Annotated in this window: 16 protein-coding genes and 2 tRNA genes; 6 read left to right on the forward strand and 12 right to left on the reverse strand. The window is 63.3% G+C overall.

Translation table 11 applies throughout. From position 1 onward, the window contains the following. Positions 1 to 92 precede the first annotated feature (92 nt). Positions 93 to 479: a hypothetical protein gene (locus RB548_RS03400; protein ID WP_331373647.1), complete on the reverse strand. Its 387-nt coding sequence runs from the start codon at positions 477 to 479 to the stop codon at positions 93 to 95. 251 nt (positions 480 to 730) lie between these two features. Between RB548_RS03400 and RB548_RS03405 the strand changes: the two genes are divergently transcribed. Next, entirely contained in the window at positions 731 to 1,636 is a 906-nt protein-coding gene (locus RB548_RS03405; RefSeq protein ID WP_331373648.1) for a DUF1499 domain-containing protein, read from the forward strand. 215 nt (positions 1,637 to 1,851) lie between these two features. On the opposite strand, the gene RB548_RS03410 is transcribed toward RB548_RS03405, so the two are convergent. Further along, positions 1,852 to 2,775, reverse strand: a complete 924-nt coding sequence (locus tag RB548_RS03410) for an MBL fold metallo-hydrolase (protein WP_331373649.1) — start codon at positions 2,773 to 2,775, stop codon at positions 1,852 to 1,854. Positions 2,776 to 3,055: 280 nt separating this feature from the next. Between RB548_RS03410 and RB548_RS03415 the strand changes: the two genes are divergently transcribed. Both RB548_RS03415 and RB548_RS03420 read left to right on the forward strand, forming a co-directional pair. Further along, positions 3,056 to 3,130 (forward strand) — tRNA-Gln (locus RB548_RS03415). A 281-nt stretch (positions 3,131 to 3,411) separates the two neighbouring features. Beyond that, a complete protein-coding gene (locus RB548_RS03420) occupies positions 3,412 to 6,117 on the forward strand; it encodes a coiled-coil domain-containing protein (RefSeq protein WP_331373650.1) in 2,706 nt (901 codons plus the stop codon). A gap of 1,106 nt (positions 6,118 to 7,223) precedes the next feature. Here the strand turns inward: RB548_RS03420 and ggt are convergent. Both ggt and RB548_RS03430 read right to left on the reverse strand, forming a co-directional pair. Next, on the reverse strand, positions 7,224 to 8,843 hold the full coding sequence (gene ggt / locus RB548_RS03425; protein ID WP_331373651.1) for a gamma-glutamyltransferase: 1,620 nt from the start codon (positions 8,841 to 8,843) through the stop codon (positions 7,224 to 7,226). Between the two features lie 387 nt (positions 8,844 to 9,230). Further along, positions 9,231 to 9,644 (reverse strand): hypothetical protein, encoded by a 414-nt coding sequence (locus tag RB548_RS03430; RefSeq protein WP_331373652.1) that lies wholly within the window; start codon positions 9,642 to 9,644, stop codon positions 9,231 to 9,233. Between the two features lie 291 nt (positions 9,645 to 9,935). On the opposite strand from RB548_RS03430, the gene RB548_RS03435 reads away from it, so the two are divergent. Next, a tRNA-Pro gene (locus tag RB548_RS03435) sits at positions 9,936 to 10,012 on the forward strand. Between the two features lie 607 nt (positions 10,013 to 10,619). Here the strand turns inward: RB548_RS03435 and RB548_RS03440 are convergent. The 4 genes from RB548_RS03440 to RB548_RS03455 form a co-directional block, all read right to left on the reverse strand. Further along, positions 10,620 to 10,757, reverse strand: a complete 138-nt coding sequence (locus tag RB548_RS03440) for a hypothetical protein (protein WP_408642429.1) — start codon at positions 10,755 to 10,757, stop codon at positions 10,620 to 10,622. Positions 10,758 to 10,950: 193 nt separating this feature from the next. Next, a complete protein-coding gene (gene cysN / locus RB548_RS03445) occupies positions 10,951 to 12,453 on the reverse strand; it encodes a sulfate adenylyltransferase subunit CysN (protein WP_331373654.1) in 1,503 nt (500 codons plus the stop codon). Next, positions 12,453 to 13,406, reverse strand: coding sequence for a sulfate adenylyltransferase subunit CysD (cysD, locus tag RB548_RS03450; protein ID WP_331373655.1), 954 nt, complete (start codon positions 13,404 to 13,406; stop codon positions 12,453 to 12,455). Before cysD ends, cysN begins: the two co-directional genes overlap by 1 nt. A gap of 46 nt (positions 13,407 to 13,452) precedes the next feature. Then, positions 13,453 to 14,208 (reverse strand): phosphoadenylyl-sulfate reductase, encoded by a 756-nt coding sequence (locus RB548_RS03455; RefSeq protein ID WP_331373656.1) that lies wholly within the window; start codon positions 14,206 to 14,208, stop codon positions 13,453 to 13,455. A 287-nt stretch (positions 14,209 to 14,495) separates the two neighbouring features. On the opposite strand from RB548_RS03455, the gene RB548_RS03460 reads away from it, so the two are divergent. Together RB548_RS03460 and RB548_RS03465 are read left to right on the forward strand one after the other, a co-directional pair. Next, on the forward strand, positions 14,496 to 14,882 hold the full coding sequence (locus tag RB548_RS03460; protein WP_331373657.1) for a DUF6152 family protein: 387 nt from the start codon (positions 14,496 to 14,498) through the stop codon (positions 14,880 to 14,882). A gap of 8 nt (positions 14,883 to 14,890) precedes the next feature. After that, the gene (locus RB548_RS03465; protein ID WP_331374872.1) at positions 14,891 to 15,367 is read left to right on the forward strand and encodes a DUF6644 family protein; all 477 of its coding nucleotides are present in this window, start codon (positions 14,891 to 14,893) and stop codon (positions 15,365 to 15,367) included. A gap of 56 nt (positions 15,368 to 15,423) precedes the next feature. On the opposite strand, the gene betA is transcribed toward RB548_RS03465, so the two are convergent. The 4 genes from betA to betI form a co-directional block, all read right to left on the reverse strand. Continuing rightward, entirely contained in the window at positions 15,424 to 17,073 is a 1,650-nt protein-coding gene (gene betA / locus RB548_RS03470; RefSeq protein ID WP_331373658.1) for a choline dehydrogenase, read from the reverse strand. 222 nt (positions 17,074 to 17,295) lie between these two features. Next, positions 17,296 to 18,759, reverse strand: a complete 1,464-nt coding sequence (gene betB, locus RB548_RS03475) for a betaine-aldehyde dehydrogenase (protein WP_331373659.1) — start codon at positions 18,757 to 18,759, stop codon at positions 17,296 to 17,298. A 1-nt stretch (position 18,760) separates the two neighbouring features. Then, positions 18,761 to 20,299: a choline-sulfatase gene (gene betC, locus RB548_RS03480; protein ID WP_331373660.1), complete on the reverse strand. Its 1,539-nt coding sequence runs from the start codon at positions 20,297 to 20,299 to the stop codon at positions 18,761 to 18,763. 112 nt (positions 20,300 to 20,411) lie between these two features. Then, positions 20,412 to 21,050 (reverse strand): transcriptional regulator BetI, encoded by a 639-nt coding sequence (gene betI / locus RB548_RS03485; protein ID WP_331373661.1) that lies wholly within the window; start codon positions 21,048 to 21,050, stop codon positions 20,412 to 20,414. Positions 21,051 to 21,058: the final 8 nt, after the last annotated feature.

Consider the following 21,058-nt stretch of genomic DNA (forward strand, 5'->3'; position numbering starts at 1 on the left):
GTGACGCATAACGCAAGGTCCGCAGGCGCGATTCAATTAAACCGCGATATCATGCGCCTGCCGCAGGCGACCGGTCAACCGCCGGCCGCTGTTCAGATCCGCTCGAGCACGCCGACAAAGGCCTCGGCAAAGTTTTTCAGATCCGCAGTTCGCTCGCCTGGCTGCTCGACGCGGATCGCGTTCCCGTCTCCGCCAAGGCAGACGAACAGGATCGTTGGCGCCTTTCCGGCATCGCTGTAACGAATGGCGGCGATCGTGAGGCAATCCTCGACGAGACCGGAGGCCGGCAGGGTGAAAAGCAATTCGCCGCCGATATCCGCAGCGACAGTGCGCACAAAGGCGGCAAATTCATCCTTGCTTCCGGAAAATCCATCGAGAGAAAGTTCCAGTTCGAGCAGTGCCATCGGTATGGCAGCGTCGCCGGGTTGAGGCAGGAGGGTGGGAGCAGCCTTCGTCACGGTTGTTTGCGATGCGACCATGTTGTCCTCTCCGTTGATTGCCGCGCGCCCGCTCCATTCACGACGCCGGCTGATGCCTCCAGTTGAACTCGCTCCGCCACGGAACGTTTGGCGGGAATTTGAAATAGGTGTTTAACGAGAATGGCGAATTTGCGGCACTGCCGCAAGCGCAGTTTCGTCGGGGACATGGACGAGCATTGTCTGTTCCCACGCCTGACGCCATGGTCTAAGAAGGCCATGGTCTGTTCCGCTTCGGGGATTGATTCCGTTAGATGATTATCCGCTACGAGCGTCCCTATTCCCACGCCGCGCACTGGGCGCGCGGCCTCGCCCGCATCGCATTTGCGATCTTCGTGCTGTCGCTGCTGGCGCACCGCTTCGGTCCGTTGACCACGCCGCATTTTCTGGCGCTTGCCTCACTGTCGGGCATTTTTGCTCTGGCCGGCGTGCTACTCGCCGCGATCGGGCTCACCCGGCTGTGGCAGGTAGCGGCGGTCGGCGGCATCGCGTCGCTCTCCGCTCTTGCCTATGCCGCTCCTCCGCTCGGCTTCTTCGGCTTCGGCGCCGTGCAATATCTGATGCGGCCGAAGATCTACGACGTCACGACCGACACGGTGACGCCGCCGCCGTGGATCAAGGCTCCGGCGGCAGAAAAGAACTGGCTTGCGCGCAACCCGACGGTGACGCCGCAGGACCGGGAGGCACAAATCGCCGCTTATCCGGGATTGACGGGCAGGCGCTACGACGGCGCGCTCGACCGCGTGTTCCAGGGCGTGCGTAAGGTCGTCGGGGAAACGCGTATCGCCACCACCGCCGAACTCGGCGTAGAGAACGCCCGCGCGGACCTCGGGGATCTGGCGGTTCAGCGCGGCGCCGGGGCGGACACGAACGGCGAGCCGGACGTCATTCCGGTTCCGGCTGCGCGCCCCTCGCCGGATCTTGACGCGCTTCCGGGACGACGCTCTACCGATGTCGTGCTGCAGGGCGAATGGCGTACCCTGATTGTCGGCTTCCGCTTCGATGTGCTGATCAGGCTCCGGGAGGAAGCGGAGACGACGTTCGTCGACCTGCGCGTGGCCTCTCGCTACGGTGCCCATGATCTTGGCACAGGTGCCGCCTTTGCCGAAGAGTTCCTGCGGGCGCTTGACGCCGAACTTCTGGGCATTGCCGGCGATTGACCGCGCTGGCGGCTACAGCGCCGCGCATCTTATCAGACGCGCAAGAACGCATTTTGAATTGCTGCCTGTTTTTATCCTTTAAGTCGGCTGCGATTTAGAGCAATTCCAGGAAAAGTGTGTAACGGTTTTCCGTCCGGAATTGCGTAATTTCAAATAGTTAGATCATTTCACTGTTTCAAAGAAACAATGAAATGATCTAGGGAAACATGCAGCGGTCATCCGGCGCCTCCCGGCACCAGCCGATAGTCGCCGAAGAGCGACGGCGGACCGTCGGTCTCGACGCGGCCGTGTTCCACGAGGTCTTCGAGATGCGCCAGGACTGAAAGTGCCGCGGCCCCGTGGAGGCGCGAGTCGGTAGAAGCGTAGATCACCTTCACCATGTCCGGGATCTTCCGGTCGCCGGCGCGGATGCGTTCAAGCACGGAGCGCTCGCGCATCTTGCGGTGTGCCCGAAGAGCGCGGACGAACGCCCCGGGGTCGGAGACCGGACCGCCATGGCCGGGCAGATAGAGCCGATCGTCCCGCTGCAAAAGCTTTTCGAGCGAGGCCATATAGTCGGCCATGGCGCCGTCGGGTGGGGCGACGATGCTCGTCGCCCAGGCCATCACGTGATCGGCGGAAAAGAGGATGCCGGTGCCGTCCAGCGCGAAGGCGGCGTGATTTGCGGTGTGGCCAGGTGTCATCACGGCCGTCAGGCTCCAACCGTCGCCCTCGACCCTCCCGCCTTCGGGAAGCGCCATGTCGGGCACGAAATCCATATCCGAGCTTTCGGCGAAGGGGTTGGCTTCGCCGGCATGCAAGGGCCGGGCCGCACGGTGGGGGCCTTCGGCAACGATCACGGCGCCGGTCGCGGCCTTTAGCCGCCGGGCGAGGGGGGAATGGTCGCGGTGCGTATGGCTGACAGCGATGTGCGTCACCTCGCGGCCATCGAGCGCAGCCATCAGGGCGCGGAAATGCGCGTCGTCGTCCGGCCCCGGATCGATCACCGCGACCGAGCGTTTGCCGACGACATAGGTGTTCGTTCCATGGAAGGTGAAGGGGCCGGGATTGTTGACGGTGATGCGCTGTACGCCGTCGGCAACAGGCACCGCCTCGCCGTGCGCCGGCTTGAAGTCGAGGTCGAAATCCGGTCCCTGCATACGTCTCTTCCTGGCTTTCACGTGTACTCGATCTCGACAATGGCCATCGGCTTGGCGCCCGCCTTCACCGCATTACGCGGGCACGCGGCGACAATAGGCCAAAGGGCCATGGGAGGAAACGTCCGGCGCGGGAAATCTCATACGCTGGTTATTTGCGTCGAACCGGCCCTTGGCGGGTGAAAGAAATCTGCGTCGAAGGCGAAGTTAAGCATTGTGACGGGCGACGAGCTTTGCTAATCAGGCGCTCGATTTGGCAAGGCGATTTCTCGCCAGCTTAAGTTGGGGCGTAGCCAAGCGGTAAGGCAGCGGTTTTTGGTACCGCCATTCCCTGGTTCGAATCCAGGCGCCCCAGCCAGCACTCCCTCTTGAGGCAAGAATTCAAGCTTCCCTAGACCGTTTCGCCGCCCTTGTTCTGGCCGATTCGCCGCGGCTCACGCCCTTGCGGCACTGACGTACGACGTCGGCTCAAGAGGCTTAGATAACGAAAACGAGTTAAGCCATTTGGCGGATACCTAATCCTATTTGAAGCGCATCGCCACGGACCAGCCATGCTACACTGAACCGTACCCTTGAGGGATCACCAGCGCTGTGCGCCATGACTTTTTGTGCCAGTCGCGCCTAGCCGGAGGATCAGTCATGGATATCAAGCAATTCGTGCCGACCTGCGGCAGGCCTGCATCTTCCTCCAGGGACGGTCGAGCCACGGCAGTACCGTGGCATCGCATGCGGCAGAGGTCGGTCGTTGTCGCCCACTTCTTCACCCCCTTCTACCTTGTTCTGCTGCTCGGATCGCCGGCAGTAAGTCAGACGGCGCCGGATGCCGGAAGCGCCAGCCGGGAAGGTGCGGTCGTGATCGCTCAAAGACCAACGCCGGCGCCAGAAGGGCAGCCATCGCCCACCCATGCCGAAAGACGCCCGCCGGTGGCGCAATTGCGCGTCGCAGCGCCGTCGGCACCGGAGCTGCTGTCTGCTCTGAAGCGAGAACGGTCCAGGGTCGAAGCCTTGCGTCAGGACTTGGCAACCACGCGCCGGGAGCTCGAAGCGGCTCGCCGAGAAACGCAGACGGAGCGTCAGCTGGGCGCCACCCTGACGCAGGAGCTCAGTGCTGCATGGGCCAACCTGAAGGCCATGAGCGTTCAACTCGATCAGGCAGCGAATACCACGGTACAAGCGAAGGAAGCTGCGGACGCGGTCGTCAGTGAGGCTAATGAGAAAGCCGCACGCGAACGCGCCAGGAGCGCCGCGCTGGAACAAAAGCTCCTCGCGGCGCGCAAAGACGTCGACGCAATCAGGAACGGTGCGCAAACGGCCGGTGATGCGCGAGAGGAAGTTCTCCGCCGGGATCTCGCCGCGGCCAGACGGGACCTTGACGCGATGCGGCGGGCAGGCGACGACGCTGCGGAACAGGCGCACAGAGCTGCTGATACGGGGAATGAACAGGAGCGCGCCCTGGAACAGCAGCGCCAAAGGGCCGAAGAACTTGCTCGCGATCTGACGACGGCGCGGCGCGAGATGGAAGATTTGAAGGCCAAAGCCGCTGGAGCGATCCAGTCAGAGGCCGCTGCGCTGAGAGCGCGGCAAGCCGGGGAGGTGACCCTGGCCGATGCGAAACGAGCCCTTGATGAGGAGCGGCATAGGCTGGGAGCCTACGAACGCGATCTAGCAGCGGCTCGTCAATCGCTTGCCGCCCTCGAGGCCCGCGCCAATCTCGCCGCCACTGAGCAGGCCACTGCGGTGGAGGCTCGAAAGCTTGCGGAGGCGACGGCAAGCCGGGCAGGCGCGGCGCTCGCATCGGAGTCCGAGAAGAGAAAATCGCTTGCGCGGGATCTCGACGCTGCTCGCCGGGAACGCGACGCGGCAGAAGAGGAATTGACCCGGGTCTTGGCGGCGCAGCGCACGGCGTTGGAGCAGCTTGAGCGCGATAATGGCGGCGAGATGGCGGCGGCGCGGCGCGAGATGGAAGATTTGAAGGCCAAAGCCGCTGGAGCGATCCAGTCAGAGGCCGCCGCGCTGAGAGCGCGGCAAGCCGGGGAGCTGGCCCTGGCCGATGCGAAACGAGCCCTTGATGAGGAGCGGCATAGGCTTGGCGCTTACGAACGCGATCTCGCAGCAGCCCGCCAATCGCTTGCCGCCCTCGAGGCTCGCGCCAATCTCGCCGCCACTGAGCAGGCTGCCGCTGTCGAGGCTCGAAAGCTTGCCGAGGCGGCGGCAAGCCGGACAGGCGAGGCACTCGCATTGGAGTCCGAGAAGAGAAGATCGCTTGCGCACGATCTCTACGTTGTTCGCCGGGAACGCGACACGGCAAAAGGGGAATTGACCCGGGTCTTGGCGGCGCAGCGCACGGCGCTGGAGCAGCGTGAGCGCGGTATCGGCGACCTGGCGGCGGCGCAGCGCGAGATGGAAGATTTGAAGGCCAAAGCCGCTGGAGTGATCCAGTCAGAGGCCGCCGCGCTGAGAGCGCGGCAAGCCGGGGAGGTGGCCCTGGCCGATGCGAAACGAGCCCTTGATGAGGAGCGGCATAAGCTTGGAGCCTACGAACGCGATCTCGCGGCAGCCCGTCAATCGCTAGCAGCCCTCGAGGCTCGCGCGGATCTCACCGCGGCTGAGCAGGCTGGCGCTGTCGAGGCTCGAATGCTTGCCGAGACGACGGCAAGCCGGGTAGGCGAAGCGCTCGCATCGGAGTCCGAGAAGAGAAAATCGCTTGCGCGGGATCTCGACGCTGCTCGCCGGGAACAGGCCGATGCGAAACGAGCCCTTGATGAGGAGCGGCACAAGCTTGGAGCTTACGAACGCGATCTCGCGGCAGCTCGCCAATCGCTAGCAGCCCTCGAGGCCCGCGCCAATCTCGCCGCCGCTGAGCAGGCTGCCGCCGCCGAGGCTCGAAAGCTTGCCGAGACGGCGGCAAGCCGGGCAGGCGAAGCGCTCGCACTGGAGTCCGAGAACGCAAGATCGCTTGCGCGCGATCTCGACGCTGCTCGCCGGGAACGCGACGCGGCAAAAGAGGAATTGACCCGGGTCTTGGCGGCGCAGCGCACGGCATTGGAGCAGCGCGAGCGCGGCAATGGCCGCGACCTGGGGGCGCGTAAGGAGCGGGACATCCTCAAACCTCGAGCTGAGCGCCGCGTGGAGGATATCGAGCAACCGAAGGCGCGCGCGGGTAATCGTACAAGTGAACGTGCAAAGGCCGCTGCACCGACCGGTGCACGATCGGCCCGTGATTCGGGATCGCAGAAGGTTCGGAAGGTACAGGTCCGCAAGCCAATGCGGGTCGTTCGACCGGCGACGATTGCGCTCCCCGACGCGCTGCTTCCTGAACGGTTGCCGGTGAGTGGGCTTTGGTAACGGAGGTGGAGGGCAAATTCGAGGGCTGATTTGCCCGGAGATGAGGAATACGACGATGCGCGCGAATCTAGCGGTCACATTGTTGATCACAGTTGCGATCGGCCCTGCCTCGGCCCTTGGCGCTGGCGTTACGGTCGGCGGTACCGGAGTCGGTGTCAGTATAGGTCTCAGCAAAAATGGCGCCTCGGTAGGTATTAGCACGAGCGGCAGCCAGGTGGGCGGAGCAAACGCTGGAGTGTCGGTCGCCAAGAATGGGAAATCAACCGTTGGCGTCAGTGGCAAAGGCGGCGGTAAGAGTGGCGGCAAATCGGGGGGCGCCGGTTTGAAAGCCGGGTCATCGCACGGTGGAAGGGCGGGAACTCGTCCCGCGGCTTCAGGGGGTTCGGTCACAGCACCTGGTTCGGGTGTCGTGTTGTCGGGAGGTGCGGGAGCGGGGACCGTTCCGGGGACGGTTTCAGGTGGCCCGCCAGGGAGTGCCGGCGGGACTCCCAGCCCGGTCACCGGCAACCCTCCCGCAGGCGGCTTACGACCGCTCGCGGCTCTGCCTCGCTTCCTGTGGCCGTTTAGAGTGGGGCGGACCGGAAACGAGCGAGGCGAACCGGGCTACCCCTCATTGGACCCGACTCGAACTGGGGCGATCCCGGCCATACCGCGCGCCGCCATACCGCTCGCCGTGGTTCGCGCCTGCCGTCAGGCGATCGTGTCGGCTGCGTCGCCCCTCGGCGCCGTGTGGGTGGGCGCGACAAGCGCCGGTCCTCTCCAGCGGGACCGCCGCGGCGCGCTCGTGGCCCCGCTCGCGGTGCGCATAGACTACGCAAGACAAGGTGGCATTCAGGTCCGTCAGGCCCGGATCACATGTCGCCTCGACTCCGCCGGCAGAGTCATCTCAGTGATTTAGGCCGTTCGATCCGTCAATGTGACTGCCGCCGGTGGCGAGTGGCGGCGGAAGGTCGAACCGGGCCATCTGCGGCCATCTCGGTCGAGCATCTTGGCGGCTGCGTGGTTTCTTAAATCGTGCCGATTTAAGGATAAAAACGTGCAGCAATTCAAAATGCTATAGAGTCTTTTGCGCCTCTGATTAAGACGCGCGGCGCTGTAGGAATGTTTCAAAAGGCGAGCGCGCAGCCATCCTTGCGCGGGTCCGAGCCAGCCTGCAGCACGCCATTCGCCGCATCGATCATGATCGCCTGACCGCCGCCATGGGGCATCTCGGCCATCTTGATCTCGTGGCCGAGCGCCGCGAGGCCGTGGAGCACATGCTCGCGGATGCCGCGCTCGGCCTCGAAGCGGCCCATCTGATGGAAGCCGCGGGCGCAGTCGATCGCCTCCTGAACATTCATGCCGAAGTCGAGGATATTTGTCAGCACATGGCTCTGGCCGACCGGTTGGAAGCCGCCGCCCATCACCCCGAATGAGAGCCAGGGCTTGCCGTCCTTCATCGCCATTGCCGGAATGATGGTGTGCAGCGGGCGTTTCCATGGCGCCACGCAATTGGGATGGGCGGGATCGAGGCTGAAGCCGGTACCGCGGTTCTGCAGGAGCACGCCGGTCTTCGGGCTGCTGAGGCCCGTGCCATAGGGCCAGAACAGCGAATTGATAAAGGAGCAGGCATTGCCCTCCTCGTCGACCACGCTGATATAAACCGTATCGCGATACGTCGTAGTGGCGGGCGTCGTCCCAAGCGTCGGCATGGCCTTTTTCAGGTCGATGCGGCCGCGAAGCTCTTCGGCGAAGCCGGCCGAGAGCAGCTTCTGCACCGGCACGTCGGCAAAGGCGGGGTCGGCGACATACATGTCGCGCGCCTCGAAGGCCAGCCTCGTGGCCTCGGCTTCGATATGGAAACGCTCGACGCCGACCGGATCGTATTTGCTGAGGTCGAAGCCGCTCAGGATGTTAAGCATCAACAATGTCGTGATGCCGACACCGTTCGGCGGGATCTCCAGGAGTTCGATCCCGCGATAGGTCGTCGAAATTGGCTCGACCCAGAAGGCCTCTTGCGTGGCGAAATCCTCCAGCGCATGCATGCCGCCCAGGCTGCGCAGGTATTCCACCATATCCTCGGCGACCCAGCCGGCATAAAAGCCGTCACGGCCCTTGGCGGCGATCTCGCGGAGGACTTTCGCATGCTCGGGCTGGCGGAAGACGTCGCCGGCGTTCGGCGCGTGGCCGCCCTCCTTCAACCACATGCGCGCGCTGTTGGCGTCCGCCTTGAGCTTGCCTTCGTTGCGGGCCCAATCGGTGGCGACGCGCTCTGTCACCACGAAGCCCTCCTCGGCATGGCGGATGGCGGGCTGCAGCAACTCGGCGAGCGGCATGGACCCGAAGCGCTGGTTCAGCTTGCTCCAGGAATCGACGGCGCCGGGTATGGTGACGGCATGCACCGAGGTCAGCCCGATCTCTTTCAGTCCTTGCTTCAGAAGATGCTCGACGGTAAGGCCCTTGGGCGCACGGCCCGAGCCGTTCAGGCCATAGACCTTTCCGCCCTTCGTGGCGCGCGCCGGATCGGCACGGGCGGGGGCAAAGAGAACGAAATTGTCGCCGCCGACGCCGGTCGAGCCCGGCTCCACCACACATTGCACGGCGCAGGCGGCAATGGCTGCGTCGGCAGCGTTGCCGCCGCGGCGCAGGATCTCGATCGCGGCGAGCGTCGAAAGAAAGTGCGAGGTGGCGGCGGCGCCATTCCGGCCCATGACGACGGAACGGCCGGGCAGGTGCAGATCACGCATGGGGAGCTCCGGGGTCTCGGGGAAAACTCAGGACCCGGAGCCTAAGCCCATGGCGGCCGGATGAAAAGGCTGGGAGCAATCGCGGGGCGGCGTGCCACTCGATCGTGCAACAGATCGTGCCCTTCAGACCATTACCCGGGATTCGTTTAGCCGCCGAAAGGAATGAAACCAGCGTTCCGTCTGTCCGAGCATCGTTGCTGGAGGTGGCAATGCCCGCGGCCGCGGGTCGCAAAAAACCCGCCGGCTTTGCCGACGGGTCGTCGAACCCTACAGCGCCGCGCGCCTTATCAGACGCGCAAAGGTCGCTGTAGCACTTTGAATTGCTGCATGCTTCTAACCCTTAAATCGGCTACGATTTAAGGAGACATGCAGTAGCGGAGGTGAACCTTACTCCGCCTTGGCGCCGCCCAGAAATTCCTCACACCAGCTCGGGCCGTTGGCGCGCTTGCGGTCGCCGACGAGGCGGACGGCGCGGATGACGTAGTCGGACGAGACGGTGAGTTGTACCGAGCAGCTCAAGTATTCCGTGCGGGCGGCGGAGATGCGCTTGCCGCGTTTGCCGTCGGCGGTCTTTTCATACTCGGCCGGGACCTTGCGGGTCTTGTAGCCGCCCTTCCAACTGTAGACGGTATCGTCACCCGTTTCGACGTCGGCGATCGGGGGGCCGAACTGAGCGAAGAAGGTGCCGGCAGGCTTGCCAAGCCATTGCGTTTCGACCGCGTTTCTTGCCACTCCAGAAGTCGTCGTGCAGCCGGCAAGGGCCAGCGCAAGGCCGGCGACCGTCATCATGCGGAAGTTCATGTTTTTGTCCCTTTGAGTCTCGTACTGAAATTTCCGGCGCGGAAGCCCGTATCCCCCGGATTTCCTAGCTTTCCGCTGTGCCTCTAGCGCCAAAGCGTGTGAAAGAAAATCCGCCATGGCCGCCGGTTTTGAGGAAATTATGAAGCGTTGCAGAAACGCCCTATTGCCGCTCGGCGCGAGGCACGCCGCGGGGTTTTCCACTGCTCGAAATTTTTGCGTCAGGCGGCGTTCTTTTTTGCGATGGGCGCTTGTGAAATCGAAAATGCTGTTCTATAGAGGCGCCGCTGGTCACGGAGTGTAGCGCAGTCTGGTAGCGCACCACGTTCGGGACGTGGGGGTCGCGTGTTCGAATCACGCCACTCCGACCAGCCAAATCAATCATTTACCGAACTATTTTGTCGACGAGGTCGCGCGATTGTCGCGGCGTAACGGCATCCACGGTCCATTAGGGAATCGGGTGGCGCAGGCTCTGGGTCGCGCTATGTCCTGCAACGGCGGCTTGTGGCCGAGGCGGACTGTCCCACGGCGTTCGGAAACGATGAAACAGTCCTATCGATCGTCATGATCGACGCGGCAGCTTACGAATGGGCGGTCGAGTTTAAAACCCTAATTTCTCAGGGGCGGACACGAGACGGGATCGTTTCCCGGCTTCGCTCCACGCAGTTTCGACGGCTTCGTCTCGGCGGCCTGAGCCGACGCAAGCAGGCGCCTTGATTGTTCAGTTTGAAATAGACCGTAAACCAAATGTTATCTATTCAGGGTGAACGATCAGCGCCACTATGCCCTTCAGCAAACGCACTCCCGTGAGGTCGCGATGTTGAAGGAACCAATTTTCACACTGCGCGAAATCGTTATCTGGTCTGCCATCTTGGGCAGTGTCATCGGGTACCAGCTTTGGCGCAACGGCGACCCGCCTCCGCTGACGATGCAGATGGCTCCGATCGAGCGGAACGCTTGATGATCCGCGATGAGTCCTCACTCCTCGGGAAGTCCGTTGCGTCGTGCAGCCTTGAGCAGCACGAGTTCGGGTGCAGCGGCGCCGAATTCCTCTTCCAGCCGATTGGCCTCGTCGTCATCCAGGCGGTATTTCCGCGCAAATGCTTCCATCGTCATCGTGGCGGTCTGAAGCAGCTTTGGGCATCTCGTTCCTGTCGTCGCCAACCATCGGGCGTCTCCTCGCTTCATCTGGCGAAAGCTAGGGCGGTCGACACTGTTTGGAAGAGATAAAGCGGAGCGATCTCCGACGACCGCGAGACCAATGAAAAGGGGCCGAATGGCCCCTTTTGCAACTTCGATAAGTTGCCGGTCAGCCGTCGATCGTGTCGATGATTTCGGCCGCCTTGCCGGCAGTGACGCGACGGATCTCCACGTCCTCTCGCCGGCCCGCGAAGAGTTCCGTCGCCATCAGCTGGTCGGCTAGGTCCGCCGGCAGCGACAGGATCACCCGGCTTTCTTCCGCATGGATGCCGCCGAGGGCGGCGCGCTTGGCGGTGATCATGCCGCCGGCAACTGTGTTGTTGGTGTCCGGGTCGATCAGGATGAAGGCGCCGGTGGTGCGGTTCTGTTCGTAAGCGTCGAAGATCGCCTGTTCATCGAAGACGAGATGAACCTTGCCGATGGCGTTCATCGGCAGCTCGTCCGCATGGTTCCACTTGCCGGTCTTGAGATCGAGCTGGCTTGCGGGTTGCACCTGCACGCGCTGGCGGCGGCTGCCGGATTTCAGCCAGTAGCGCTTGCCGGGCTGGATGCCCTCCGGCTGAAGGGCAACGAGCTGGGCGTCGAAGGCAAGTCCGGTCATCGGCTGGCTGTCGATCGCCGCGATCACGTCGCCGCGCGAGACGTCGACCTGGCGGTCGAGCACCAGCGTGACCGCGTCGCCGGCGACGGCCGCGTTGCGCACGAGGTCGAAGGTGACGATCTTGGTGACGTTGGCGACCATGCCGGACGGCAGGATCACGACGGAGTCGCCGGGTTTCACCGAGCCGCCGGCAACCGTGCCCTGATAGCCGCGGAAGCTCTCGCCCGGGCGCGAGACGCGTTGAACGGGCAGGCGGAAGCCGACGGTCTGCGCGGAGCGGGTCGTTGCGAGTTCCAAAACCTCGATCAGCGTCGGGCCATCGTACCAGGGCATGGAGGCACGGCCGTCATAGACGACGTTCTCGCCCTTGAGTGCCGAAACCGGGATCGCCGTGACTTGCCGCACACCGAGCGACAAGGCGAGTTCCTTGAACTCGTGCGAGATCTGCTCGAAGCGGGCGCGGTCATAATTGGTGAGGTCGATCTTGTTGACGGCGAGCACGAACTGGCGGATGCCCATCAGCGTTGCGATCGTCGCGTGGCGGCGGGTCTGCTCCAGAAGGCCGACGCGCGCATCGACCAGGAGCACGGCGAGATCGGCGGTCGAGGCGCCGGTCGCCATGTTGCGCGTGTATTGCTCGTGACCGGGCGTGTCGGCAACGATGAAGGAGCGCTTGTCGGTCGAGAAGTAGCGATAGGCGACATCGATGGTGATGCCCTGTTCGCGCTCGGCCTGCAGCCCGTCCAGAAGCAGCGCGAAATCGGGCAGGCCGAGATCGTTCTGCTTGCCGTTGGAATCACGCTGAAGGGTTGCGGCCTGGTCTTCCTTGACCGCCTTGGTGTCCCACAGCAGCCGACCGATCAGCGTCGATTTGCCGTCGTCGACGCTGCCGCAGGTGATGAGGCGAAGCGGGCGGGAATCGCGTGTGGCGCGCACCGGCTCCTGCGCCGGATAGGCTGCCACGGCGGTTGCGTCGTCCAGGGCGGCGTTCGCGATTGCGGGTGCGGTCATCAGAAATATCCCTCGCGTTTTTTCTTTTCCATCGAGCCTGACTGGTCCCGGTCGATGGCGCGTCCCTGTCGTTCGGAGACGGTCGCGGTTTCAAGTTCGGAAATGATGGCGTCGAGCGTCGTGGCGCTGGAACGGATGGCGCCCGTCAGCGGGAAACAACCGAGCGTGCGGAAGCGGATCACTTCCTCGCGCTTCATCTCGCCTGGAAGAAGTTCGAGACGCGGATCCTCGGCAAGGATCATCATGCCGTCACGTTCGACAATCGGGCGCTTCTTGGCGAAGTAGAGCGGCACGATCGGAATCTCTTCCGCCTGGATGTAGCGCCAGATGTCGACCTCGGTCCAGTTGGAGAGCGGGAACGCGCGCACGCTTTCGCCCTTGCGGATCATGCCGTTATAGAGGTTCCAGAGCTCGGGGCGCTGGTTGCGCGGATCCCAGCGGTGGTCCGGCGTGCGGAACGAATAGATCCGCTCCTTGGCGCGGCTTGCTTCTTCGTCGCGGCGTGCGCCGCCGAAGGCGGCATCGTACCGGCCGGCATCAAGCGCCTGGCGCAGTGCTTCCGTCTTCATGATGTCGGTATAGAGCGCCGAGCCGTGCGAGAAGGGGGTGACATTCTCCTTCGCCCCGCGCGGGTTGGTATGGACGACCAGGTCGAGATCGTATTTTTCGACCATCTCGTCGCGAAACGCGATCATTTCCTGGAACTTCCAGCCGGTATCGACATGAAGCAGCGGGAAGGGGACGCGGCCAGGGTAGAAGGCCTTGCGCGCCAGATGCAAGAGCACGGACGAATCCTTGCCGATCGAATAGAGCATCACCGGGCGCTCGAATTCGGCGGCAACCTCACGGAAAATGTGGATCGCTTCGTTTTCGAGCGCCTTGAGATGCGGATCGAGCGGCGGCTTCGTGCTCTGCGGATTATGCAGTTCCGTTTCCGGATGGTTATGGGGCATTTCGAACTCCGGGGAGGATACTTTGTCTCTGATGCGCCGGCCGCCTTCAGGCGGCGTTGCTGGCGCTGGGAATGATGGAGGAGGCCGCTTCCGGAACGTGCAGGCCGCATTCGCGCTTCTCGTCGTTCTCCCACCACCAGCGTCCGGCGCGCTCCAGCTCGCCGGGCTTTATCGCGCGGGTGCAGGGCTCGCAGCCGATCGAGGGATAGCCGCGGTCGTGCAGCGGGTTGACCGGAATGGCTTGTGCTGCGACATGGGCGCGGATCGCCTCGATATCCCAATCCGCGAGCGGATTGATCTTGATAAGCCCGCGTTCGATGTCGGCTTCGGCAAACGGGGTAGCGGCACGATTGCCCGACTGACCGCGGCGAAGGCCGGTGATCCAGTAGCTTGCCCCCTCGAGCGCACGCGCAAGCGGCTTCAGCTTGCGCACGCCGCAACAGGCATGTCTGGCTTCCACGCTTTCGTAGAAACCGTTCATGCCATACTGCGCCACATAGGCGTCGATGTCGGACTTTTCGGGGTAGAAACGCTTGATGAGGATCCCGTAGGTTTCCTCGGTCTTGTCGATAAGCGCGACAGTCTCGTTGAAGAGGCGGCCAGTCTTCAGCGTCGCTACATCGATGTCGAGGCGGTCGGTGCCGATCGCGGCCGTGATAACCTGATCCTCGATACCGAGCGACGTCGTGAAAACGGCCCTGCCTTCAAGACCGGCGATGAGCGCCAGGCGTCCGGCAAGATCGAGGCCTTCGAGCGCCTCGCTCAGGGCTTCCGCTTGGGCTTCGAGGGTCTGCGTGGTCATGGCTACATCCCGTTGCAATTTGCTCGGAATATCGCAGCCGTTTGTGACAAATGACAGAAAAACGGATTTCTATTGCTCAAGGATCAGAGCAAATATCTCTCTGATCCCTAAAGTTCTAAGAAAACCTAGTAATTTGATAGATTACTCATGGTGGAAGGGCGCATGGTAAGCTCCGCCGGCGAACACAGGCCCATGCTCGCCATTCAAGAATAGTTGAATACCCTGTCCTTTCGTTCCGCGTGCTCCAGGTTCAGGCTGATCTTCCGATCGCTAAAAGGAGACAAGTGATGGTTAGGTCCTTACCCGCTCGCATCCTTGTTGGAGGCTCGCTCGGACTGCTTCTCGTGACTGGCGCCTATGCCCACCATGGCTGGTCCTGGGCGGAGGCCGATCAAATCGAACTTTCCGGGACAATCCGGGAGATTTCCATGGCCCCGCCGCATCCGACGCTGGACGTCGAGACGGAGAATGACGGCCTCTGGCGGGTCGAACTTGCCAACCCGCGGCAGACTGAGCGCTCCGGCTTTGTCGAGGGCGTGGCGAAAGTCGGCGATCCCGTGGTGGCCCTCGGCAACCGTTCGCTCGATCGGAACGAGAAGAGGATGAAGGCCGTTCGGATCACCGTCGCCGGCAAAGTCTATAACCTCTATCCGGAACGGATACAGACGAATTGACGAACGGGATGGAGGCGTTGGAGTGGATCGGCGCCCTGCCTTTCGCGGTGGCGATACGACGCTCCGCGCTCCTCTACCTGTTCGTGAACGCTGCCCATATCCTGTCGATCGGAATAATCGTCGGTGCGATCCTGCCACTCGACCTGCGCCTGATCGGGTTTTTCGGCAAGGTGCCGGTCCCGGCGATCGGGCCGTACCTCTCGCGCGCCGCAGCAACCGGCGTAGTCCTAGCCATCGTCACGGGCTTCTGCCTCTTCAGTGTCCGCCCGCTTGAATATGCGGGCAACGCTGCCTTCCTGACAAAAATCACGCTGCTCGCACTCGGCATCGTCAATGCGGTTTTGCTGCATCTGACGCCGCAATGGCGTGTCGCCGTCAAAGGCGGACCGCTCTCCTGGAGAGTCCGCCTTTCGGCACTGCTTTCGATGGCGATCTGGACCGGAGCGGTCCTTGCCGGCCGCTGGATCGGTTTTCTTTCGGAGTGAGGACATGCCCAGGGAGCCGGACGCACTTTTTGACCCGCCTCCAGGCTCCTTACCATCTACCGGTCGCTGAGCGCCCAGCGCGGATTGATCCAGGGCTCCTGGTTGGAGCGGGCGAGCGGCTGCTTACCGAGGATGTGGTCGGCTGCCTTCTCGCCGGTCATGATCGAGGGACCGTTGAGGTTGCCGTAGGTGACATGCGGGAAGATTGAGGAGTCGGCGACGCGCAAGCCATCGACGCCGATCACCCGCGTTTCCGGATCCACCACTGCCATCGGGTCGTCCTTGGCGCCCATCTTGCAGGTGCCGCAGGGATGGTAGGCGCTTTCGAGATGTTCACGCAGGAAGGCGTCGATCTCCTCGTCCGTCTGGACCTTGTCGCCAGGCTGAATTTCCGGTCCGCGGTACTGGTCGAAGGCCTTCTGGGCGAAGATCTCGCGCGTCAGCCGCACGCAGTGGCGGAATTTCTCCCAGTCCTCCGGGTGGCTCATGTAGTTGAAGCGGATCACCGGATCGGCCGTCGGGTCGGACGAGCGAAGGGTGACGCTGCCGCGCGACTGTGAGAGGTTGTAGCCGACATGGACCTGGAAGCCGTGCGTGTTGGCCGCCGCCTTGCCGTCGTAGCTGATCGCCACGGGCAGGAAATGGTACTGGATATCGGGCTGTTTGACCCCCGGTGCCGAACGAAGGAAGGCGCAGGCCTCGAACTGGTTGGAAACGCCGAGGCCTCTCTTGAAGAGTAGCCATTGCGCGCCCGCGACCCCCTGCCAGAACCATGGCAGCCAAGAATAGAGCGACACCGGCTTCGTGCTGACCTGCTGGAAATAAAACTCCATGTGATCCTGAAGGTTCTGACCGACGCCCGGCCGGTCGGCCTTCACCTCGATGCCCATCTCCTTCAGATGCGCCGCCGGACCGATGCCGGAGAGCATCAACAGCTTCGGCGAGTTGAAGGAGGAGGCGGAGACGATCACTTCGCGGTTGGCCTTCACCACCTCGGTTTGACCATTGCGCTCGATCTCGACGCCGGTCGCGCGGCCGTTCTCGATGACGACCTTGTGGGCGAGGCAGCGGATCAGTCGGACATTCGGGCGCTTCAGCGCCGGCTTCAGATAGGCGGAGGCCGCTGACCAGCGCCGGCCTTGCCAGGTCGTCTGCTCCATCAGGCCGAAGCCTTCCTGCTTGGAGCCGTTATAGTCGTCGGTGAGTTCGAACCCTGCCTGCTTCCCCGCCTGGATGAAGGCGTGAAAAAGCGGGTTCCTGACGCTGCCGCGCTGGACATGCAGCGGCCCCTGCGTGCCGCGCCAGCCGTCTTCGCCACCATGCGAATGTTCCATCCGCTTGAAATAGGGAAGCACATCGGCGTAGGCCCAGCCTTGGGCGCCCAACTCCTCCCAGCGGTTGAAGTCCTCCGCGTGGCCGCGCACATAGACCATGCCGTTGATCGAGGAGGAACCGCCGATCACCTTGCCGCGCGGCGCGGTGATGCGTCGGTTGTTGAGGTTCGGCTCCGGTTCGGAGAGATAACCCCAATTGTAGCGGTTCATGCTCATCGGCCAGGCGAGCGCTGCCGGCATCTGGATGAACGGGCCGACGTCCGAGCCGCCGAACTCCAGCACGATGACCGAATGCTTGCCGTCTTCCGACAGGCGATAGGCCAGCGCCGAGCCAGCCGAACCGGAACCGATGATGACGAAATCTGCCTGCATATGCGTGGTCTTTCTTATAGATACTGCTCCATTAGATACTGCTCCATGTGCCCCTCATCCGGCTGCCGCCACCTTGTCCCCGCTTGCGGGGAGAAGGGACAAGCGGCGCCCGTTTGCATCTCTCCCGCTTGGGAGCAAAAAGGGGTTCGCCGCGTCCTCCAGTCCCCTCTCCCCGCGAGCGGGGAGAGGGTTAGGGTGAGGGGCAAATGCCAACTGCAACGGTCAGTACGGCGCCTGCACCGGCCCCATGCCGACATAGACGGTCTTGAGCTCGGTATAGTGGTTGAGCGCCGCGACCGAATTCTCCCGCCCGAAGCCCGATTGCTTCGAACCGCCGAAGGGGATCTCGACCGGGCAGAGATTGTAGGTGTTGATCCAGAGCGTACCCGCCTCGAGCCGGTCGACCACCCGATGCGCACGGGTGATGTCGGCCGTGAAGACGCCGGCGGAGAGACCGAATTCGGTGGCGTTCGCCCGAGCGACGACCTCCGCCTCGTCGTCGAAGTCGAGCACGCACATGACCGGCCCGAAGATCTCCTCGCGCGCGATCGTCATCCCGTCGGTGACGTCGGCAAAGACGGTCGGCTGGATATAGGTGCCGCCGGTGTTGACGTCGTTCGGAATGCCGCCGCCGGTCAACAGCCGCGCGCCCTCCGCCTTGCCCTTCTCGATGTAGGAGAAGACTTTGTCGCGCTGCGCCTTCGAAACCATCGGCCCAAGCTGTGTCGCCTCGTCCATCGGGTCGCCGATCACGATCGCCTCGGTCCGCTCCTTAAGGCGCGCCAGAAATGCTTCCTTGACTTTTCTCTGCACGAAGACGCGGGTGCCGTTCGAGCAGACCTGGCCGGTCGAATAGAAATTGCCGAGCATGGCGCCGCCGATGGCACTTTCGAGATCGGCATCGTCGAAGACGATCAACGGCGACTTGCCGCCGAGCTCCATCGTGACGTGCTTGAGTTCGGATGCGGCCGCCCCCGCCACTTGTCTGCCCGTCGGCACCGAGCCGGTGAGCGACACCTTGGCGACATCGGGGTGGTTGACGAGCAGCGGACCGGTGCCGCGGTCGCCTTGGATGACATTGTAGAGGCCCTTGGGCAGGCCGGCTTCGACCAGGATTTCGGCGATCTTCAGCGCGCCGAGGGGCGTGTTTTCCGAAGGCTTGAAGACCATGGCATTGCCGGCCGCGAGCGCCGGCGCGCCCTTCCAGCAGGCGATCTGCTGCGGATAGTTCCAGGCGCCGATGCCGACACAGACGCCGAGCGGCACCCGCTTGGTATAGGCGAAGTCGCCGCCAAGCGGGATATAGTCACCGTTGAGTGCGGCTGCCACGATGCCGCCGAAGAATTCGAAGCTGTCGGCGCCCGAGGTCGGGTCGGCGACGATCGTTTCCTGGATCGGCTTGCCGGTATCGAGTGTTTCCAACTCGGAAAGCGCGCGGTTGCGCTCGCGCATGATCTCGGCGGCGCGCTTCAGGATGCGGCCACGTGCAGTCGGGCTCATCGCCGCCCATTCCGGCTGCGCCCGTTTTGCGGCGGCGATCGCCTTTTCGACGATCGCAGGCGTCGCTGCATGAAGACGGGCGATCACCTCGCCGGTCGCGGGATAAACGCTCTCGATCACCGTGCCGGCGGTGTCCTCGATATATTCCCCGTCGATGAAGTGCGAGGCTTGCGGTTGGGCTTTCATGTCATTCTCCTCGCGGGTAGCGTTTGGATTCCTCGAGGTTGTCGAGGTTCATGTGGTTGCGCATGTAGCGCTCGGATGCCTTCTGCAGCGGCTGATGGTCCCAGGGGTAATAGGCACCGTTCCTGAGCGCCTCGTAGACCACCCAGCGCCGCGCCTGGCTTTCGCGCACCGCGGCGTCGAAGCCTTCCATGTCCCAGTGGGCGGCGCGCATGTCGCGGAAGGCCGTGAGCGTCGCCTGGTCGACAGGCCCGCGCGGCTTTTCCGCGAGATTGGTGAGTTCCAGCGGATCGGCTTCGAGGTCGTAGAGCTGGTCTGGATCAAGCGCGCAATGGACATATTTCCACTTGCCTTCGCGGATGGCGACGAGCGGCGCGTAGGAAGCCTCCGCCGCATATTCCATCAGCACCGGTTCCGTCCGCTCCGCACCGGTCACCATCGGCAGCAGGCTGACGCCGTCCGTCCAGGGCTTCACCTCGTCCATGGAAATGCCGGCGAGGTCGGCAAGCGTCGGCGTCACGTCGAGATTCGAGGTCGGCGCCAGATGCAGACCGGGTATGACGCCGGGTCCGGCGATCATCAGCGGCACGCGCGCCGAGCCCTCGAAGAAGTTCATCTTGAACCATAGGCCGCGCTCGCCGAGCATGTCGCCATGGTCGGAGCAGAAGAGAATAAGCGTGTCGTCGAGCATCCTCGTCCGCGTGAGGGTGTCGATCAGCTCGCCGACCTTTTCGTCGAGATAGGAGATGTTGGCGAAATAGGCGCGCCGCGAGCGGCGGATGTTCTCCTCGGTAATCTCGAAGTTTTCGTAATCACAGGAGTGCATGATGCGCCGCGAATGCGGGTCCTGCCGCTCGAAGGGGAGCGCGCCGACTTCTGGCAGCAGATGCTCGCAGTTCTCGTAGAGATCCCAGAACTTGCGCCGCGCGACGTAGGGATCATGCGGGTGCGTGAAGGAAGCGGTGAGGCACCAGGGGCGGCGGCTTTCGTCGTCGTTCTCGCGCGAAAGCCGATAGAGCTTCTGGTTCGCCAGAAAGGCCACCTCGTCGTCATATTCCATCTGGTTGGTGATCTCCGCCACGCCGGCGCCGGTGACGGAACCGAGATTGTGGTACCACCAGTCGATCCGCTCGCCGGGCTTGCGATAATCGGGCGTCCAGCCGAAATCGGCCGGATAGATATCGGTCGTCAGGCGCTCTTCGAAGCCGTGCAGTTGATCCGGTCCGACGAAATGCATCTTGCCCGAAAGCGCGGTGTAGTAGCCGGCCCGGCGCAGGTGATGGGCATAGGTCGGGATCGAGGACTGATACTCGGCGGCGTTGTCGTAGACGCGTGTGCGGCTCGGCAACTGGCCGGCCATGAAGGAGGCGCGGGCGGGAGCGCACAGCGGAGATGATGTGTAATTGTTGCGGAAGCGGGCCGAGCGTTTGGCCAGCGCCTTGAGGTTCGGCGCATGCAGGAAGTCGGCGGGGCCGTCCGGAAAGAGCTTTCCGTTCAGCTGATCCACCATGATGATCAGGATATTCGGCTTGCCGGCGGTCACTTATCGGTTCCTTGATGGTTCGAATTACAATCTGCTCGGTGCGGGCGATCGCCCCTCATCCGGCTGCCGCCACCTTCTCCCCGCACGCGGGGAGAAGGATATGCCGCGCCGCTCAGGTCCCCTCTCCCCGCGTGTGGGGAGAGGGCTGGGGTGAGGGGCGATTTCCACCATCCGCCGCCCGTAAATGCGCATTCACATAATCCTCCGTCAGCGCAATCGAAGCTTCGATGCTGATCGGAGCCGAGCGAAGACTTTGGCGGATATAGAGTCCGTCGATCATCGCAGCCGCGCCCTCGGCGAGGCGTTCCGCGTCATCGTCAGCACAAAGCGACTTGAGGCTCGCCAAAAGATTGGAACGCAGCCGCCGCGCGTAGATCACGAGGAGACGGCGAACGTCCTCCGAGCGCTGCGCCTCGGAATAGAAGGCGAGCCAGGCGGCGATCGTCTCGGGTGCGAACTGCTCAGCCCTGAAGCTCACGCGGATCAGCGCACTCAGCTTTTCGCGCGGCGTCGTCGCCGCCTGCAGCGCAACGACCGCGTCGTCGCGCAGCTGCGCCAAAAGGCTGCGGATCGTTGCGATCAACAATTGCTCCTTGCTGCCGAAATAGTGGTGCGCGAGCGCCGGCGAGACACCGGCGGTTCTGGCGATGTCCGACATGGTGACCGAGAGCGTGCCCCGGTCGCCGATCACGCGCAGCGCCGCGTCCACCAATGCCTTTCGCCGCACAGGCTCCATCCCGATTTTAGGCATCCGAAACT

It is taken from the genome of Sinorhizobium chiapasense (assembly GCF_036488675.1).
In the GTDB taxonomy this organism is placed as follows: Bacteria; Pseudomonadota; Alphaproteobacteria; order Rhizobiales; family Rhizobiaceae; genus Sinorhizobium; species Sinorhizobium chiapasense.